This window comes from Bacillus sp. AY2-1, assembly GCF_008368965.1.
GTDB lineage: Bacteria > Bacillota > Bacilli > Bacillales > Bacillaceae_G > Bacillus_A > Bacillus_A thuringiensis_S.
Map to the genome: position 1 here is coordinate 1 of NZ_QPEL01000041.1, position 16,170 is coordinate 16,170.

A 16,170-nucleotide genomic window follows, 5' to 3' on the forward strand; every position below is an offset into this window, starting at 1 on the left:
TTTTAAATACTTGCTGTAGCAGCTATGTTATGAACACAGGAAATAAATTCATAAGTGAATGCGTCAATTTCCTCTTTCGTAATAATATACGGCGGAAGTAATCGAATAATATTCCCTTGTGTTACATCGACTAACATCCCTTTATTCATTAACTCAATCTGTAATTTCTTCACATTTTCATTCGTGTCATTCACACTTATCCCAAACATCATCCCCGCATGACGCACTTCCTGAATATAATAAGAATTTTCTTTCTGAATGTCTTGCAGTTTGTCATTTAAATATAGTGACGTTTCATAAGCTTCTTGCATTAACCCATCATCAAGTAATGTATTTAATACAGTTAAACCTAATGCTGTTCCCATTGATGAGTGAGCAAACGTTGTCCCGTGATCTCCTGGTGAAAATACATCACATAACTTTTCACCTACAATAATTCCCCCTAGCGGTATCCCGCCTCCTGCTCCTTTACCGATTTGAATAATGTCCGGTGTAATATTAAAATTTTGATAAGCAAATAGTTTTCCCGTTCGACCCATTCCACTTTGAACTTCATCAACGACAAGAAGTACATTATATTTTTTACATAAATTTTGAACACCATGTAAATATTCACTTGATAAAGGATAAATCCCCCCGCTACCTAAAACAGGCTCTAGCATAATCGCAATTGGATTTTCTTTAATAATGGTTTCTTCTAATTGGTCTATATTCTCGCGCTCTACTTCATATACAGGAATAGATGTTTTAGGAAAATTTTGATATACTTTTTCTTGTCTCGTAAAATGTAGTGCCCCTAACGTCCTCCCGTGAAAACTATCTTTTAACACAACTACTCCATCACGCTCTTCATTCGCAATAGATCTATATTTATCAATTAATTTTAATGTCGTTTCTGTCGCTTCCGTACCAGAGTTTGTAAAAAAGACTTTTCCGCTTTTTAAAGTACAACCTACTAATTTCTTTGCATACTCAATTGCAACTGGGTTTAAAAAATGAAACGGTAAATGCAACGATTTCGCAACTTGCTCCATTGTCGTTTGTACAATTTTAGGATGATTATATCCTAATACATTTACTCCTACGCCAGAAAATAAATCTAAATACTCTTTACCATCTACATCATACAGTTTACACCCTTCTCCCCTTTCCATTGCAACCTCTGTACGACAATATGTAGACATCATATATTCTTTATCTAATTGAAACCAATCCGACATGCTAAATTCCTCCTAGTTATTTTCCCTTTTTTAACGTTCATTCTCTATATAATCGTTTATAAATTAAGTTTTAAGATTGAAATTTTAATAGTGGTTTTCTTCCACATTTTTAGTAAAACGTGTGCTTTCTCTTCCCGATATTCATTTTTCCATAATTTCTTCTATTTCAACAGGTCCACTACATATGTGTTTTTTTCATCTAGCGGTATGTTACTGCTTTGAACTGTGCGTGTCATACATAATTAAGGCTATAGAATCATATTTAGTAACAATGGACAAAAAAGATTTGGAGGCTATATCGATGGATGAAAACTATAATAAACAGGGGCAATCTATACTAGGGAAAGACTTTAATGAAAATGACGAACGTAATGAACAAGCTAAACTTCACTCTCAAACAGTTGGTTCACGTGGACCCGTACTAGAGCAAGATAGTGTACTGCATGAGTCATTACAAGAATTTATTCATGAAAAAATTTTAGAAAGACCTGTTCATGTAAAAGGATTTGGTGCGTTCGGTTATTTTCAAACGATATATTCGATGTCTGAACATACTAAATTAAGTTTTTTACAAAATTCTAATGAGAAAGTTCCTGTTATGGTGCGATTTTCGTTAGCTGTTAGTACGAAAGGAACACCGGATACTTCTAGAAATGTACGCGGTTTTTCCACAAAATTTTATACGAAAGAAGGCATTTTTGACCTTTTATGCAATCACATCCCTGTTTTTTCTGTTCGTGATCCTATGCGTTTCCCTGAAACAATTAAAGCATTATTGCCTTCACCTAAAAATAACTTAATAGACCCTAATAGATTTTGGAGTTTTGTCGCTAAAGCACCTGAATCTATTCATTTTGTTGTCCGTTTATACTCTAATAATGGTACAGTCAAAAGTCTTCGCCACATACCAGGACATAGTGTAAATACATACATTTGGAGAAATGCGGAAGGTAATCGAAAGTATGTAAAGTATCATTGGTACCCATTTGAAGGTGTACAGTACATTACTAGTAAAGAAGCAATTAAACTAGCTGCCGAAAATCCTGATTATAGCGGGAAAGATTTATATGATGCAATTGAAAATGGTAAACCAGTGGAGTATGGCTTATACGTCCAGCTCATGGATCCGAAAGATGAAGCGCACCTATCTTATGATCCTTTAGATGACACAAAAGTATGGGATGAACAGACGTATCCTCTCATACCAGTCGGGAAAATGGTATTAAATAAAAATCCTGAAAATTTTATGGAACAAGTAGAAAAAGTCGCATTTTCCCCTTCTAATTTACTGGATGGTGCAGAACTATCAGATGATAAAATGCTGCAAGGGCGCGCTAATATTTACAGTGATTCACAACGAAGAAGAATTGGTCCCGAATTTCGCAAATTAACGATTAACCAGCAGCAAGATTGGACACCGACTAAGCAAATAACGAGCGGTGACGGAAGATACGTTGAAGGTAAACTTGAAAGAACTTCTATAACAAAACAAAATGACTTTACGCAGGCTGGTGAATTTTATACGAAGTTACAGCCGATAGAAAAAGAACATCTCGCTGAAAACTTAGCTAGTGATTTGAAAGTTATATCCGATGATATTCGAAAGGTAGTTTTGGGGTATTTTCATAAAGTGTCAGCTGATTTGGTGAATAAAATTGAGAGTGCAATACAAAAGCTTTGAGAATAAAAAAAACGTCATTTTTAATCTATAAAATGACGTTTTTTTTTATGGCGAAATTACTAGGAATTTCTACCGCCTCATTTACAAGTATTAACGAAATTTTTCTCCTTCAAAATTTCCGTTATTTCATTTGGGATTATGATACTCATATCTCTTTTTCAAATAATCTTTTTCACATTGCAACGGTTTGTATTCCACTATTTTCCCTTGCTTCTTTTGCGTTTCAGTAACAACCCATTCCCCTTTTTCAAGTTCAAGGTGTTTTATCACATTTGTATCGTCTATTTCTTTATAGAGTAAAAATGCTTCAAGCGGCTTTACAAACAATCTTGGCTCTCCTCTATATCCACCACTTTCAAAAACTTTAGTTAACGAATTATAATACGTATCATCAATCCGACCACCATACATTAAATGTGCAGCTTCTAAATCTCTTTTATTAACTTCCCAAAAGCCACCTTCATCAAAATCCAAATGAAATACGGATTTAATGTCCTTCATAATATTTTCCACATACTTTTCATCCCGAATTTTACTTTCTTCGAGACAATCTGAAGTTAACTTTGGTGCATCTGTTTGAGAATGTACAACGTGTTGTATCGATACACACAAAATAAATATGCTTAAGATGTACAATATTTTTTTCATAATTACATATCACCTCAAATGATTTAGATACTATATTATTTGAGGCTTACAATATTCTTATGCTAGAAATGAGAAAGGTCCTATAAAATAAATTTTTTATAGGACCTTTCCTTTTAATATTGCTTTATCAAATTCACGGGCGGGGCAACTACCTTACTACTTTTCACATCATATAATCCTATAGGTGTTACTCGTATAAAAGGCAAGTGCGTCGCAGAAAAGAATAAAATCGTAAATGCTGGATCGTTATAAGCATATCCTCGCGCTTGCAGTAAGTTCACCATCTTTTTCTCTTCTTGTATTAATTCACTCATCTTTACATCCGACATAATCCCGAGCAATGGTAATGCAATTTCGTGCAATACTTCATTCTTTTCAGCAATTACAATCCCTCCGCCAAGCTCTTTTACTCTATGAAAAGCTGTAAGCATATCTTCTTTACTCTTTCCAATAAGAATGATATCGCCTGTACCTGAATAAGAACTAGCAAGGCCACCTAATTCATTCGCAAAACCTTTCACAACTGTATTCACTCGCCAACTGCCATCACGGGCAATCATCATGAGGAAACATTCATCATGAACAATAGACAGTTCATTAAGGCCTAAGTCGATTTCGCTAACGTATGGTTTTGTTATAACGTTATTCAATAAGTGTATACCTGCTTTATTAGAAAAAACCATATCCTCTTTTTCTATGGTCCAGTCTAACAGTAGTGGAGTTACTTTGAAGTTACTCCATTCTATAAGTAACGATTCATTTTTGTTTACTCTATCACGCTTTACCCATTGTCCTTTTGCGATTACACTCGTTGGCACCGGATTTTCTTTACTTTCTAAAATATTGACATTGGCGATTCTACCTGTCGCAATTGAACCATGCACATGCTCCATATTATAATAGCGAGCAATATTATAACTTGCCATATGGTATGCATCTATTACTGGCACTCCTTGTTTTATCGCGGTAGAAATCATAACGTTTGTCATTCCATTTGCATAAAACGAAGGATGTGAGCCGTCTGTAGTAAGAATAAATCTATCAAACTGCTTTACGCCTAGTTCCAACAATTCTTTCAGTAAAACTTCTAAATCTGGACGGATTGAAGAATTTCTTAGGGAAACAGTGTAACCTTGCATAAGACGAGCGAAAGCTTCCTGCCCTGTCATCGCCTCATGATCACAATCTGTACCTAACAGTTTTAACTTCGCTAAAGTCGTTTCAGATGCACCTGGAAAATGTCCTTCTACTTTTTTATGTAATCGTTTCGTTTCCTGCACCCAATGTAACATTTCATCATCACCATGTAATAATTTGGGCCATGCTGTTAGCTCGCCGCCTTGAATCACCGCTTCATGCTGTAGCCACTCTACTATTTCTTCACTATTAAACAAAGATTCCCCGTTTTGTAATTCAGTCTGTCCATCAAAACGGCACCACCAATACATACTTGCTGGAATCTTATTGAATTCATCTAATAAACGAAATGCTTCTTCACGCTTTAATGTGAAAAATAAAGTTAAATTATCATTAATAAAAGTTGTTGTCCCAAACTGCATCGCATGATTCGCTAGCGTCTCTGGGTTATACAACTGATATGGATGTGCATGGGGTTCTATGTAACCGGGTACGACATACTTTCCTTCACAATCAACAACTTCACACTCCGTTAATTGCTTTGGCAGCTGCTCCCCTACATATACAATTCGATCATTATATATCCAAATGTGCGCTGTCATCCACTCGCGTATATAGGAATTTAAATATGTTACATTCTTTAATAATATGTGTGGACTTCTTGTGCCGTCTAGTACTTCAACATGTTCTCGTAATTGCTTATTACTCCATTTAAAATGATTTTGTCCCATTGTATTCAACTCCACTGTTATATTAGTTAATATTAGAAATAATTAACAAACTAAAGTATCATCTATTCATAACTCCCCTTTATACCCCCTATTACTTTCATTATATGAAAAGATTATAAAAATAACAATTTTCAGAAATAAACACATTTCTTTTCTTCAAAATAAAAAGAATGCCATGCAACTGACATCCTTTTTATTTTTATCGTAAGCATTAAGATTGATTTTCACTTTGAAATACACTTGATGCCATATCATAAATGCAACTACTGTCCATAGTTGCGAACTTAAAAAAGCACCTCTTTTAAATATAACTATAAAAAAATTCCATTCACTTTCTTTTCATCTATTTATTAAATTCAATTTGCATCATTTTATTAAACTGTGGAACAATATCGACCCCACCTATAGAGTTGAGACTGATAGCCAATGTATGTTTGCCTCCAATTACTCCCCCAGCAAAAGTTGTAAATCCAGGAATTCCTCCTCCATGCCCCCAAACTGAAACACCGTTTGGAAGTTTAGTCTCATAGATTCCAAGACCGTATGCGTCACCAACCCCTTTTCCTTCTATAGGAACTGTAGTAAGCATTTCTTTTAGCTCGCGTTCCTTCAGTAACTTACCACCGAGTAAAGATGAAAAGAACTTATTTAAATCATCCGCATTAGAAATCATATCTCCAGCTGCATTAGCTAAACTCGGATTATAATAAGTAATATCTTTCAACTCGCCTGTTCCTTCCATTTTTACATATCCACGAGCATGATTCTTTCCTGGGATGACGGGTGAATTTCCTGGTAAAAACGTATTTGATAGGTCCAAAGGTTCAATAATTCGCTTTTCGATTTCTTCCGCATAACTATTTCCAGTTATTTTTTCAATAAGCATTCCTAGTATTACGTATCCTGTGTTTGAATACAACCAGTCTTTACCCGGCGAGAAATCTGGAGGCAGCGAAAGGCCTATTTTCACTATTTCTTCTGCTGTATACGTTTTTTTCGAATTCATTATGTCCGCGTCTTTTGACTTTAAGTATTCAGCGATACCACTCGTATGATTCAAAAGTTGTCGTATCGTAATTTGATTACCATTATACCCATTTCCTTGCACGAGACCCGGTAGCCACTTTTCAATTGGATCGTCAAGTTGTAAGCGCTTTTCTCCTACTAATTGAAGAATAGTCGTGGCAGTAAACGACTTCGTCACACTACCAATCCGAAAGCGATAATCCGAATTCACCGGTTTCTTTGTACTTAAGTCCGCCAAGCCAGCAGTAAAACTACTAGTTTTTCCGTTATTAGACGCCTTAGCTAATATTCCTACAGCACCAAGCTGTACTGTTTCCTGCATTACTTGTTTCCAGCCATTACGATTCTTTTGATCATGTACTTGTGACGAACTAGAAATATTTTGAGTTGACTCTGCAGTCACAGTAAAACCAGGTGTGAATAGAGCAGTACCCGCTAATAAAACTGCAAAACTTGCTAACTTAATTGAATTACATTTTTTCATAAGGCTTTCTCTCCTCCATTAATATCGGATTGATTCAAGCTATACTTTCATCCTATATGATAAATCTCTCTTTTTTCTTATCCATTCCTTACGAAATACTTACGTTTAAATTTAAATACGGTAAACTGAGGAAGAGTTATGCATGCAAATAAAAAGAGAACATGTTTTCATTTTTTATGTAAACATGTTCTCATAAACATTTAAAATTCTATATCAACTTGTCATCCTATTCTTTGCACAACTAATCTAAATTCCTTTTTACCAGCCCGCACTAGCATTCATACCATTTCCAATAATAGAAAGTAATAGCGGCCATAATACTGGTCCCAATGTAAGAAATACATTTAGAAGTATGAGCATTTTATATCCAACGGTGAAATTGTGATTTTTACGATTAACAAATACTAAACTGATTAATGATATTATAGTCGTTAAAAATAATACTAACATTAGCAACCAATACCACACCATTAAACTAAGACTCCATGGTGTTAATAGCTCATGTATGATACAAAATGAGATTCCTAATACAGCAAAACTAAAACTAGTCACCGATGTTTTTATAAGCCATTTATTTATTTTTTTATCGTATGTATTTTTACAATATAAATCTATTAAAGTATATAAAGATAAATATGCCATTAATACACCTATCCAAGACAATAACCAGTCTCCGTCCCCTTTGAATAATACGTACAGTAACCAACACATACCTACTGCAGAAAAAACAAAGGAAATAAGTATGCTTTTTAATACCGATTTCATTACATTTTCACACCCTTAAAAAATCAAAAATTAATTATATTTTATAAAAATTAAGTATAGGCTAACATGTAATAAAGTATAAGTAAATAAAGTTAATTTTGTTTACCTATTTGAAGACGGTTTCATATAAAAAAAGAATTCATGTTAATCAAATTTCCGTATAAAAAAAGAAAAGGTGGATATTTATGTATCCACCTTCCCATCTTCCTCTACCCACTTCATTATTTCTTCCACATCTAAATCCGTATACGTCTTTTCACCATAACGAACAGACTCATATAACGGAATAATATCTCTCGTTCTACAAATTCTCTTTTGCCATTGTTACATCGTTTCAGAGAATCTTCTCTGTTCATGGTCTCATCTCACCTAAACTCGTACTTCTTTTTCTATTCTATAATTGCACATAGTACTCCATAATGGTTCAACCATCATAGAATACGTATTTTCAAACACCCTGTCACTTTCCTATCTCACTTAAAGATTCTCTTTTCACTCTTGATCATCATAAGCATCACCCAGTGATTCAAATTCACTCTTTAGCCAATAACAATATTGTCCATTATTCTTAATAAGTTTTTCAAGTAAGTCAGTGAATGAAGTGGCAATAATTTGCGACTCCCCAACTATTCCATGCCGATCAAAGAAACTATCATAACATCTACCTAGTCTTTCTTCACTAAGATCTATTGTTAAATATTCATCCTTGCCATCATTGCATATAATATACCAAGTTGATGAAATATCTTCTTCACATAACTCTCCTACAATTACGGGATTAGCCAAAATAAACCCCTTTGGGGTAACAATATGAATAGGATATTCCTCATTTTCACATAAAGTTAGACCACCACAAAGACTATAAAATTCTTTTAAATCACCTGGTAGCATATGCTTATTCTTATCAATTAACGGTAATTCTGTAGGCTCCTGAACTCGACAATTAGGTAATGATTTTACTTTTTTAATCAACTGATTAATATTTTCCATCTGAATTACTCCCTAAAATTATATTGATTAAAAGCCCTATAATACTCTTGCTTAGCTAAACGTGGTACATTCGCAGCATCAAACATTTTTTCCGTCAATTCTTGTATTTCCTTTGTTGAAACAGATTTCCACTCTACTTTACCTCCAACCTTTTTCCCTGTTTTATCAAAGAGCCATTGTCTATAAACAGCTTTAGTATCATTGTGTTGCTCTTTAGTTAAAGCTATATTTGGAGTATTCGCCCCTCTACTAACATAATCAGGGACATTATGTTCAGCCCATACATCCATAACGCCATGATGATTTTCTAATGGTGAATTGCTTGGTCTATACGGTACTACATCGTATGGTTCTGTAGTCTTACCCTTACCGCCATCTTTAGACTTCGCAAACTTATAATAAGCTTCTATTAATTCGCCTTGAGGTATATTTTGGTTACAATAGTTCCACCAACACTAGAGAATGCATAAGAAGCATCTCTCTTAAATGATTGTAACATTTCAAGGGTAGGCTTCAATTCTTTTGCTAGTGTTACTGCATTAGCAAATGTACTTACTCCACTTGATGCTTTTGCTCCTTTTGTGATATGGCCTATTGAAGATTTAATTAAATCATTCAATTAATTTCTATATACAGATATAAATAGAAGGTGATAACAATATGTTTATGAATTTACTAACATTCAATTAGATATTATGGATATTTAGATAAAAAAATCCAGTGATAATTCATAATTCGTCTGCGTTTCAACATCTCGTACATATTTCCTAATTAGCTCTTACATCTAGCTCACTGGATCCATTACCAACATTACCCTTATACCTACTTTAATACAAACTAAAAAATCCACAGTGTTAAAATTTATCACTGTGGATTCCAACATTTATTTTTCTTGGCAATGCACCATATCATAAGGGTAATATGAACTATCTTTCAAGGTTGAATCATCTAATTTTAAAATTTTAGCGATTGCTCCACTTTCAAAACTCCAGTAACCACTATAAATGTCATGTTTATTTTCATGTACATCGTACCATGCTTCTTCTAAATGTCCCTTATACCAATACTCCTTTATATATTTCTCTAAATTTTTTATAGAATTCTCTTGTGAAATTTTATTACTCTCAATTACTTCTTTTAATTTGAAATATGGATATTTTACATAAAACTCACTTTGCTCATAAAAATCTGATGGCTCACTATTTCTAAAAGCAATAAAATAATTAATCAGATAATCATTTAATCCTTCTTTCCTTACGATTGCTATTAGTCTATTAAATTCTTTATCTTCAACATTTAGCATTACTGCTATAGATATCATCCATAACATACGTATATATCCACTTTCTTTATTCCACACTTTTTCCATTATATTTATTACTTCAGGTAAAAAATCACGAATAGTTTGGATAGAACAACCCGCAGAGTACATTGCCCTTAATTTATTAAAATGATACCCTTGTAACGCTATATATCCATTCTTTACACCTTTATCATCTTTGCCTCTTTCCTCAATAACCTTTTCAACCAATAATAAAAACTTTTCTATTCTCTTTTCCTCATAATTGATAAATTTGTTAAAATATATATCATTTTTGATTTTATCCCTTAGCATAATTTCTTTTCCACCTTTTATACTTCAAGAATTTTCTTCACAATCGTTCCGTCAGGCATAACTTGAATAACAATTCTTTGAACATTTTCTGGATTCAGCAACATCTCTTCCACAATTTCATCTGCTTTTTCTTTTGACAAAGTACTATCTAACCTTTCACTTCCAAGAATCCAATCTTCACTCATTTGCTTACCATCATTTGTTTTTCCTAATTTGGATGTGTTATACTTAGCCTCCGCTATTACATACTTAGGCGGCGGAGATGAATTTTCATATATACCATCTATTCCCTTAACAATTTTTTGATCTAATGTTAATACACGATCATCACTAATTCTAGTATATGTTTGACTTTCAAAAAAGTCATCCATCTTCATTTCACCATAATTTCCTTTACGCTTCGTTGTTTTTAAAGCTACTTCGCCACTTTCTACTGATTCTATTACCGTACGTTGTTGTGCTCTAGCTGCTTCTAATGTTTGGGCTACTTTTCTAGATTCCTTAGCTATTTCACCAGTTTTACCCTTACTACCATCTTTAGATTTCGCAAACTTATAATAAGCTTCTATTAATTCACCTTGAGGTATTTTGGTTACAACAGTTCCACCAACACTAGAGAATGCATAGGAAGCCTCTTTCTTAAATGATTGTAACATTTCAAGGGTAGGCTTCAATTCTTTTGCTAGTTTTTCTGCATTAGCAATTGTACTTATTCCACTTGATGTCTTTGCGATATGACCGATTTTATTTAGCGCCTTTAACTTATTTACTTCTCCTACATAATATATATACTCTGAAATACTCTACTTAATTTACAGAACCATTCGTAAACACAAAAATAGTGGCAGTTGGATTCTCCAAACTACCACTATTTTTAACCTCTTAATTCATTAAATTCCGTATAAATTAGTTTTTCAACGTTACTCATGATACACAATGTTTTAATTTGCTTATTATAGAACTTCCTCTACATCGACACTCTCTATCTTCACTTCATACATATTTGGGATATTTACTTCTTTTGGTACCCATGCATAATAATTTTGATCATTCTCTAACATAAATTGAACTAACTTTGTTTCTGAAACATTCCAGAAATTTTTAAGATTATCGATGTAGTCCTCTAAATCTTCTTTATAGTCCAATTGTAATATATAATCTCTTACCGTCAGGGCAAACACAATTAAACTTCCTAATAGATTTTTTTGCTCATTTTCTTCTTCATACTCTTGTGGTAAGAACCACACTTGACCTATTCCTATCGTTTTTTTGTATTTTTCATAAAAACTACTATCATTCATATTCTCATAATCATGTATTAATTCATTGACCAATGAATGCCATTTTGGCGGAATAATATTTTCCAATGCAGGATTATGTTCAATTCCTTCTACTATATCCTCGATTTCTTCTGTCTCATCTTCATAGTGATATTCACTTAGGTCTATATGCTTAAATTTCATTTCATTTTTATAATGTGCCAAATCATATGGATAATGATTATTATCTTTTAAACTTATATCATCCAGTTCCAAAATTTTCGCAAGCGCTGCCGTTTCAAAGCTCCAATATCCTACATATCCAGGTTCTTTATGCGCATTTTTCCACTCATAATCATAATGACCTTTAAACCATTCTTTCTCCATGTACGTTTGTAATCTTTTAGATGCTTCTTTTTTATCTGTTTGTGCAAGTTCTATAATTTCTCTCGTTTTTGCATATGGATTTTCTTTATAATATCTATTCATCATTTTTGTGTATCCGATATCACTAGCGCATAAGAGGAAATCAATTACTGCGTCATTCACATTTTTTTTATCAACTATCTTTTTTAATCTTTCTATATTCTTTTTATCCGTTTCTAACAAAATTCCTAAGGAAATCATCCAAATCAGACTTAAATATCCAATTTCCCTACTTCCTGTATTCTCTAAATCATAAATTGCATTATGAAAATCTTCTTCTATTACACTAACATCTTCCCCTAAAGAATACTTTGCCCTAATATCCTCCATCTCATATCTAAAATTGGCTAGATATGTCCCTTCTATAATACTCTTATTATCTTTAGAATATCTTTGAATTCCATTTTTAGTATCTTCTTCTAAACTTTTAATATCTTCTCTATTTTCCTCTATAAACTCTTTATGATATTCAATTCCTTCTCTACACTTTTCTTCTATACATAAATAATCTCTCATACCATTCAATTCCTCCTAGCTTCTAAATTATGGCCATTCTCCAACGATGTTACCCTTTGCATCTATCTTAAATGTTTTAACCTTTCCGCTACTATCGACTTTTGATAATACTCTTTCTACCTTATCTCTCTCCAACGCTTTTGTAATCTTATCTGCTAATTTGTTATCTCCATCAACAGCTTTCAATATTCTACTTTTTTCAGTATTCACACCTGTCAACCAACCATCTGACATTTGTCGTCCATCTTTAGTTTTTCCTAATTGTGAACTACCAAACTTTGCTTCATCAATAACATATTTAATATTTGAATTTGGATTTGCATTTTCGTATAATCCATCAATCCCTTTTACTATTTTATCATTTATGCCTGATGGTGCACTTTTTCCGACTGGCTTTAAATCAAATCCAGCTTCTTTTAAACTTTGATTATTCAATAAATTGTCACTAGATTTTATTTCACCATAATTACCTTTTTGCTTATTTGTAGCTGTTTTTGCGTCAAAATTGTCTACATTTGTATTTTTGTTACTGCTAGGTTTACCCTTACCACCATCTTTAGACTTCGCAAACTTATAATAAGCTTCTAATAATTCGCCTTGTGGTATTTTGGTTATAATAGTTCCACCAACACTAGAGAATGTATAAGAAGCCTCTTTCTTAAATGATTGTAACATTTCAAGCGTAGGCTTCAATTCTTTTGCTAGTTTTACTGCATTAGTAAATGTACTTACTCCACTTGATGCTTTTGCTCCTTTTGTGATATGGCCTACTTTATTTAGTGCCCTATCGCCTAATATTGTGGTAGCTATTTGTGTTAATCCATAGGTAGTCAATTCTGTACGACTCTCTGCATCTCCCTCTATCATATCTCGTTTTATTTTATTTGAAAATGCATGCCACATATTTTTTGCAGTTTCATCCAAATGGAAAAGTGCATAGGTTACATTAATAAAAGTTCCTATGTCCATATTACTTAAAGCTATTGCGGACTCGATTTCATCACCAATAGCTTTCCCCGATCCTCTTTGAATAGCTTCCCACATCTTTTTCGCTGTTTCAAACGTGCTAACTATACCGTCTGCCGCATCGTCCCAAGCATTTCTAACCGGAGATTTCTTCTCAATTATGTTATTTGTTTCTATATCTTTAATTGACTGATCATTTTTTCGAGCTGTTTCTTCTATAATCCCCTGAATCGAACTCACCCAATCCATATTCAACCCTTGTGTACTAAACGTCCCACTCACAGGACTAAATCCTTTCCCACTTTGCACTTCAGCGAGTCCGGCTGTGATGCTAGCTGCTAATTGGAGAGCGGTGCTGTAGTTGTTGCTGGATGAATGATTGAATTCATATAAATGCTCTAGTTTTTCTTCCAGTTTTTTTCTCATTGCACCTAATACCGTTACAATTGCACCTACTCCGGGCATTGGTGTAAGTACTTCTATTGCTTCTATACTTGTAATCGATTGATTAATTCCCCTTATTTGTTCTCTTATTTCTTGTTCAATCACATCTGTCGAAGCAACTTTCGCTTGGAACTCATTTGGAAATGCTTCATTTTGGCGAATTAATTCTTCACATAAGCATATGATTCCTTGCGCTAATGGCCGAAATGTTTGGACAAGGTAGGCTTTTGCACTACTGTATGTTTGTCCTTGTAATACTGTGTCTATCGCAAATACATCAATAGATTGAATGGCTTGTTCCATACTTTGAATCGTAGCATTACATATAGCGTTCATACTTTGAGTTTGACTTTGTACTTCTCCCAAATACATGTTTAAACTCATGTATTGGCCTCCCTTTGTAGTTGCTGCTGTTCATAGGAAAGGTTGTTTTCTTTCTCGCTGAGATGCCGTTTTTCTTTAAGCAACGTCTCTTTTTCGTTTTCTAATTCGAATGTAAGTTTTCTTTCATACTGCCCGATCTCTTGCCGCATATTCGTAAAAAAGTGAAATGCTTCTTTGTCACCATACCAAGTTTCTAGTATTCGGTTAAATAAACGATTACTTCTATTTTTCCATTCATGAAAACTAGCCTCAGCTCGTTCTTGATTTTGCAGCGCGATTCGGTTTTCATTTTGTTCTTCAAATATAATTCGTAATTTTTGATTACATTGATTGATTCTCGTTTCAATTCCTTGACTCATCTTTTCTCCCTACCTTTTCCCCTTTACGTAGGTTGTTACATTATTGAAAAGTCTTTTGAAGTCCTGTATCCATTTTCTCAAATTCATTTGCTACGGAATGGATATTATCAATTGTTTGTTGAAAAGCAGTACAAAATTGTTTCGTGATCTGTAAATTTTGTTGATTTGCTTCTTGTGCTTGGAAGTTCACAGATAGTGTAGTACGCGTTGCCTTATTTATAGAGCGACTAGTAGCACTTTGCATTCTATCTGAAGCAGTTCTCATTTTCGTTGCAAATTGTGTTGCCGTATGCAAATTACTTTGAAATTCTCCCATTACTTACTCCCCTCTACCTTTTATTTACAAGAAAATTATAACACGGAAAAATATCCCAATAAACCGAATGTTCGAATTTAACATACAATTCACCACAGTTACTGAGGATACGAGCAACGCTTATCTATCAACATAACTGAGTCCAAGATGGATTCTACTTATACAAAAAAGATGACTTCAGCCATATGCTAAAGTCATCTTTTTCTACCTTATTATTTTACTAATTCTCCATTATAAGCTTTTATATTAAGCGGAGCAGTTAAAAATTGTGCTGCTTTACTAACGAAAGATGTGAAGTGTTCACTCGTATTATGGCTCGCAACTGCTGCTTCATCTTTCCATACTTCTACCATCGTATAAACACTTTCTTTTTCTGTATCTTTATATAAGTCATAAGATACATTTCCACTTTCTTCTCTTGAACCATGAATGAGTGGCTGAATTTCTTCTAAAAATGCTTGTTGTTTCGCTGGATCTACTTGAAATATTGCGTGAATAATAATCATGGTGCTTCCCCTCTCATCTTTCACTTATTGAAGTTCTTTTATAAAATTATTTCCATTCTGCAACTTTTTCAATTGGAAGACGTACTGATTGGTAACCACTGTCTGCAGCTTTCCCGATTGAAATTAACATAACTGGTACGTAGCGTTCTTTATCTAGTCCAAATGCTTCTGCAATTTGGTCTTTTTCAAATCCACCAATTGGACAAGTATCATAACCGTGCGCACGAGCTGCTAGCATAAATTGCATTGCTACAAGACCACCGTCAATTAATACCGTATCTTTCATTACTTCTGGTGTAACCATTGAGAAGTAAGCTGAAAGTTTTTTCATTTGGTCTTCTTTTACTTCTGCTGGCATTAAACCACGCTCTACTGCTGTACCGTAAATTTCTTCTGCGTTATCAAAGTTGTTTAAATCACCAAATAAAGCAATCATTGCTGAAGATGTTTCTACTTGAGATTGATTGAATTTCGCAAGTGGCGCAAGTGTTGCTTTCGCTTCGTCACTTTCAATCACTACGAATCTCCATGGTTGCATGTTTACTGAAGATGGTGCAAGTGTTGCTTCTGTAAGAATTTCTGTCATTTCTTCTTTGCTAATTTTCACTGAAGGGTCGTACTTACGAATTGAACGACGTCCTGTTAAAATTTCGTTAAAATCATTTGTTTTTACTGAGTTAGTCATAGTTGTATTCTC

Annotated in this window: 15 protein-coding genes and 2 pseudogenes; 1 reads left to right on the forward strand and 16 read right to left on the reverse strand. The window is 33.7% G+C overall.

What is annotated here, in order from left to right:
• Positions 1-2 precede the first annotated feature (2 nt).
• Positions 3-1,220: an aspartate aminotransferase family protein gene (locus DN403_RS11030; protein WP_001286468.1), complete on the reverse strand. Its 1,218-nt coding sequence runs from the start codon at positions 1,218-1,220 to the stop codon at positions 3-5.
• A 301-nt stretch (positions 1,221-1,521) separates the two neighbouring features.
• Here DN403_RS11030 and DN403_RS11035 point away from each other — a divergent pair, with 301 nt between their 5' ends.
• Positions 1,522-2,901 carry a catalase gene (locus tag DN403_RS11035; RefSeq protein WP_081143294.1) on the forward strand — a complete coding sequence of 460 codons (1,380 nt, stop codon included), beginning with the start codon at positions 1,522-1,524 and terminating at the stop codon, positions 2,899-2,901.
• Between the two features lie 126 nt (positions 2,902-3,027).
• On the opposite strand, the gene DN403_RS11040 is transcribed toward DN403_RS11035, so the two are convergent.
• The 15 genes and pseudogenes from DN403_RS11040 to DN403_RS11110 all read right to left on the reverse strand — a co-directional run bounded on the left by DN403_RS11040 (position 3,028) and on the right by DN403_RS11110 (position 16,158).
• Complete coding sequence (locus DN403_RS11040) at positions 3,028-3,549, reverse strand: hypothetical protein (protein WP_000723219.1); 522 nt, start codon at positions 3,547-3,549, stop codon at positions 3,028-3,030.
• A 113-nt stretch (positions 3,550-3,662) separates the two neighbouring features.
• Entirely contained in the window at positions 3,663-5,417 is a 1,755-nt protein-coding gene (locus tag DN403_RS11045) for an adenine deaminase C-terminal domain-containing protein (protein ID WP_000531325.1), read from the reverse strand.
• A gap of 343 nt (positions 5,418-5,760) precedes the next feature.
• Positions 5,761-6,927: a serine hydrolase domain-containing protein gene (locus DN403_RS11050; protein WP_000710629.1), complete on the reverse strand. Its 1,167-nt coding sequence runs from the start codon at positions 6,925-6,927 to the stop codon at positions 5,761-5,763.
• A 258-nt stretch (positions 6,928-7,185) separates the two neighbouring features.
• Positions 7,186-7,692: a DUF3902 family protein gene (locus DN403_RS11055; protein ID WP_000843837.1), complete on the reverse strand. Its 507-nt coding sequence runs from the start codon at positions 7,690-7,692 to the stop codon at positions 7,186-7,188.
• 183 nt (positions 7,693-7,875) lie between these two features.
• Positions 7,876-8,049: pseudogene (locus tag DN403_RS11060) on the reverse strand (signal peptidase II); the annotation flags it as partial.
• A 135-nt stretch (positions 8,050-8,184) separates the two neighbouring features.
• Positions 8,185-8,682: an SMI1/KNR4 family protein gene (locus tag DN403_RS11065; protein ID WP_042598182.1), complete on the reverse strand. Its 498-nt coding sequence runs from the start codon at positions 8,680-8,682 to the stop codon at positions 8,185-8,187.
• A 5-nt stretch (positions 8,683-8,687) separates the two neighbouring features.
• Positions 8,688-9,301 (reverse strand): annotated as a pseudogene (locus DN403_RS32290) (sugar-binding protein).
• A 264-nt stretch (positions 9,302-9,565) separates the two neighbouring features.
• Positions 9,566-10,297: a PoNe immunity protein domain-containing protein gene (locus DN403_RS11075; RefSeq protein WP_097981887.1), complete on the reverse strand. Its 732-nt coding sequence runs from the start codon at positions 10,295-10,297 to the stop codon at positions 9,566-9,568.
• A gap of 17 nt (positions 10,298-10,314) precedes the next feature.
• The gene (locus tag DN403_RS11080; RefSeq protein ID WP_136804181.1) at positions 10,315-10,953 is read right to left on the reverse strand and encodes a hypothetical protein; all 639 of its coding nucleotides are present in this window, start codon (positions 10,951-10,953) and stop codon (positions 10,315-10,317) included.
• Positions 10,954-11,250: 297 nt separating this feature from the next.
• Positions 11,251-12,498, reverse strand: coding sequence for a PoNi-like cognate immunity protein (locus DN403_RS11085; protein ID WP_097981885.1), 1,248 nt, complete (start codon positions 12,496-12,498; stop codon positions 11,251-11,253).
• A 27-nt stretch (positions 12,499-12,525) separates the two neighbouring features.
• A complete protein-coding gene (locus DN403_RS11090) occupies positions 12,526-14,292 on the reverse strand; it encodes a T7SS effector LXG polymorphic toxin (RefSeq protein ID WP_097981883.1) in 1,767 nt (588 codons plus the stop codon).
• Positions 14,289-14,651, reverse strand: coding sequence for a DUF3958 family protein (locus tag DN403_RS11095; RefSeq protein ID WP_000077521.1), 363 nt, complete (start codon positions 14,649-14,651; stop codon positions 14,289-14,291). Before DN403_RS11095 ends, DN403_RS11090 begins: the two co-directional genes overlap by 4 nt.
• A 40-nt stretch (positions 14,652-14,691) precedes the next feature.
• Positions 14,692-14,967 carry a TIGR04197 family type VII secretion effector gene (locus DN403_RS11100; protein WP_061884319.1) on the reverse strand — a complete coding sequence of 92 codons (276 nt, stop codon included), beginning with the start codon at positions 14,965-14,967 and terminating at the stop codon, positions 14,692-14,694.
• 212 nt (positions 14,968-15,179) lie between these two features.
• Positions 15,180-15,473, reverse strand: coding sequence for a putative quinol monooxygenase (locus tag DN403_RS11105; RefSeq protein ID WP_000583805.1), 294 nt, complete (start codon positions 15,471-15,473; stop codon positions 15,180-15,182).
• 46 nt (positions 15,474-15,519) lie between these two features.
• On the reverse strand, positions 15,520-16,158 hold the full coding sequence (locus DN403_RS11110; protein WP_000185391.1) for a nitroreductase family protein: 639 nt from the start codon (positions 16,156-16,158) through the stop codon (positions 15,520-15,522).
• Positions 16,159-16,170: the final 12 nt, after the last annotated feature.

Coding starts and splice junctions, on each gene's coding strand:
- DN403_RS11050 (WP_000710629.1), bottom strand. CDS start 6,927: ATGAAAAAATGTAATTCAATTAAGTTAGCAAGTTTTGCAGTTTTATTA.
- DN403_RS11090 (WP_097981883.1), bottom strand. CDS start 14,292: ATGAGTTTAAACATGTATTTGGGAGAAGTACAAAGTCAAACTCAAAGT.
- DN403_RS11040 (WP_000723219.1), bottom strand. CDS start 3,549: ATGAAAAAAATATTGTACATCTTAAGCATATTTATTTTGTGTGTATCG.
- DN403_RS11055 (WP_000843837.1), bottom strand. CDS start 7,692: ATGAAATCGGTATTAAAAAGCATACTTATTTCCTTTGTTTTTTCTGCA.
- DN403_RS11030 (WP_001286468.1), bottom strand. CDS start 1,220: ATGTCGGATTGGTTTCAATTAGATAAAGAATATATGATGTCTACATAT.
- DN403_RS11065 (WP_042598182.1), bottom strand. CDS start 8,682: ATGGAAAATATTAATCAGTTGATTAAAAAAGTAAAATCATTACCTAAT.
- DN403_RS11100 (WP_061884319.1), bottom strand. CDS start 14,967: ATGGGAGAATTTCAAAGTAATTTGCATACGGCAACACAATTTGCAACG.
- DN403_RS11110 (WP_000185391.1), bottom strand. CDS start 16,158: ATGACTAACTCAGTAAAAACAAATGATTTTAACGAAATTTTAACAGGA.
- DN403_RS11045 (WP_000531325.1), bottom strand. CDS start 5,417: ATGGGACAAAATCATTTTAAATGGAGTAATAAGCAATTACGAGAACAT.
- DN403_RS11095 (WP_000077521.1), bottom strand. CDS start 14,651: ATGAGTCAAGGAATTGAAACGAGAATCAATCAATGTAATCAAAAATTA.
- DN403_RS11035 (WP_081143294.1), top strand. CDS start 1,522: ATGGATGAAAACTATAATAAACAGGGGCAATCTATACTAGGGAAAGAC.
- DN403_RS11105 (WP_000583805.1), bottom strand. CDS start 15,473: ATGATTATTATTCACGCAATATTTCAAGTAGATCCAGCGAAACAACAA.
- DN403_RS11080 (WP_136804181.1), bottom strand. CDS start 10,953: ATGTTACAATCATTTAAGAAAGAGGCTTCCTATGCATTCTCTAGTGTT.
- DN403_RS11075 (WP_097981887.1), bottom strand. CDS start 10,297: ATGCTAAGGGATAAAATCAAAAATGATATATATTTTAACAAATTTATC.
- DN403_RS11085 (WP_097981885.1), bottom strand. CDS start 12,498: ATGAGAGATTATTTATGTATAGAAGAAAAGTGTAGAGAAGGAATTGAA.